Annotated in this window: 2 protein-coding genes; both read right to left on the bottom strand. The window is 72.2% G+C overall.

Annotated features, from left to right (window positions below):
- Positions 1-63 precede the first annotated feature (63 nt).
- The gene (locus AC27VN_RS39715; RefSeq protein WP_490880246.1) at positions 64-924 is read right to left on the bottom strand and encodes a phosphate/phosphite/phosphonate ABC transporter substrate-binding protein; all 861 of its coding nucleotides are present in this window, start codon (positions 922-924) and stop codon (positions 64-66) included.
- Between the two features lie 10 nt (positions 925-934).
- Entirely contained in the window at positions 935-2,050 is a 1,116-nt protein-coding gene (locus AC27VN_RS39710) for an acyl-CoA dehydrogenase family protein (protein WP_057592950.1), read from the bottom strand.
- Positions 2,051-2,090 lie beyond the last annotated feature (40 nt).

The following is a 2,090-nucleotide window of genomic DNA, read 5'->3' as shown; positions in this document are numbered from 1 at the left end:
ACGGGCCGCTCGGCCAGCGCGCGGCGGATGAGCAGCAGGGCGCCCTGGTCGAGGCCCAGCGACTCAATATCGATAGCCGGTGGCGGTGATGCGGCCATCGCCGTCGTAGAAACGCTCGTCGTCGACCGCGCGCTCGAGCAGCGCGTAGCCGCTGGTGCGGCCGGCGCGCCATTCGCGCAGGCCCTCGAGCTCGAGCAGCGGGCGCACCTGCGGGTCGTCCCAGCGCATCGCCATCAGCAGCGCCACGAAGCGCTCGATGAGCGCGGCCGGCGCGTCGGGACTGGTGGTGAAGTTGCAGTGGTCGTAGGCGCCGGTGCGCGCCAGCACGCGCGTGCTGCCCGCGGGCAGGGTGCCGTCGAGACCGAAGGCCAGCAGGTTGCCGTCGATCAGGCAGCAGGCGTCGATCTCGCCGGCGCGCAGCGCCACGGCCGCGTCGCGTTCGCCGCCGATGTGGTCGCCATGCTTGCCGCCGAGCACGTCGAACAGGCGGGGCTGGAAGTCGCGCGATTGCACCAGGCCCGCGCCGCGCAGGTGGTCGAGCGGGATCAGCGTGGCCTGCGGCGAATCGGCCGCGCCGAAGCCGATGGTCTTGCCGCGCAGCTGGTCGAGCGACTGCACCGGGCTGTCGGCGCGCACCACGATGGCCGAGCGCAGGTCGCAGTCGGTGTCGCGCATGGCCACGGCGCGCACCTGCTGGCCGCGGGCGCGCGCGATGCGCTCGGCGCGCACCCAGGCCAGCGGCGAGTTCCAGGCCAGGTGGATGCTGCCGTCGAACTGCGCCTCGACCTGGCGCTCGTAGTTCGAATACAGCAGGTAGTCGAAGGCCAGGCCGTGCTGCGCGAAGAAGGCCTTGAAGCCTTCCCAGATGGTGACGACCTTGGGCGCGTAGGCCACGGCGCCCATGATCAGCGTCGGTTCGGACACGGGCAGCTCCTCAGAACAGCGGCAGGCCGGTGATGGCCTTGCCGATGAAGTCGTAGAGCACGTCGGAGGTCGGCGCCATCACGCTCGAGGCGCGCGCATCGCGGAACAGCCGCTCGATGCCCGCCTCCTTGCGGAAGGCCGCGCCGCCGCACACGCGCATCGCGGTGTCGGTCACCGTCAGCGCGGACTCGGCCGCGGCGGCCTTGACCTCGAGCACGCGCAGCATGGTGTCGGCACGGCCCGCGCCGATGGCGGCGATGGTGTCGTCGAGCAGGGCCTGCGCCATGTCGGCCTGGATGCGGGCGCGCGCGAGGTAGGCGCGGATGGTGGGCAGGTCGGCCAGCGAGCTGTCGAGGTGCACGTGCTTCGTCTGGCTCACATGGCCGATGGCGCGCGCCAGGGCGCCGTTCATCAGGCCCACCGAGCAGGCGGCGCTGAGCACCGAGAACCAGGGCAGCACCACGCCCATCATGGTGTCGAAGCCCTTGCCGTCCTCGCCGAGGCGATCGCTTGCGGCGACGCGCACGCCCTTCGCCGCGATCGGCGTGGAGGCGTTGCCGCGCAGGCCCAGGCCGTCGAAGCGTCCGGGCTGGCTCAGCCCCTCGGCCCTGGCGCCGACCAGCCACAGCGTGCTCGCGCCCTCGGCCGCCAGCGGCTTGCTCGACCACACATAGCTGTCGGCCTCGAAAGCCGAGGTGACCCAGCTCTTGCGCGCATCGAGCAGCACGCCGTCGCCGTCGGCGCGCGCGGTGCCGGTGGGGGCCCAGAAGTGGCTGCGCGAGTCGGCCTCGGAGAAGGCCAGCGTGCTCAGGTGGCGGCCTTCGGCAACCGCCTTGCGCACGGCCTCGGGGCCCTGCTGCTCGAGCACCGCGGTGGCGCAGTAGTGCATGCAGACCACCATCGCGGTGGAAGGGCAGGTCTGCGCGAGCTGCGCGACCACCTGCGCGGCCTCCTTGAGGCCCAGGCCCTGGCCGCCCACCGCGGTGGCCGAGACCAGGCCGAGCAGGCCGGCCTTGCCGAGCGCCGCGATCGCCTCGCGCGGGAACCGTGCCTCGGCATCGGTGCGGGGGGCCAGCGGCTGGAGGACTTCCTTGTCGATATCGGCGAGCGCGTCGAGCGGGTTCATCGCATTCTCCTGAGGTCGGGGTTTAGAACGTGTTCATGAT

The sequence above is a fragment of the Variovorax sp. 20P10.2.4 genome (assembly GCF_058244205.1).
Note: the sequence above shows the minus strand (reverse complement) of the source record. Positions and strands in the feature narration are given on the sequence as shown.

Bases quoted from the DNA above. Each gene is read 5' to 3' on its own strand.
- AC27VN_RS39710 (WP_057592950.1), bottom strand. From the start codon at position 2,050: ATGAACCCGCTCGACGCGCTCGCCGATATCGACAAGGAAGTCCTCCAG.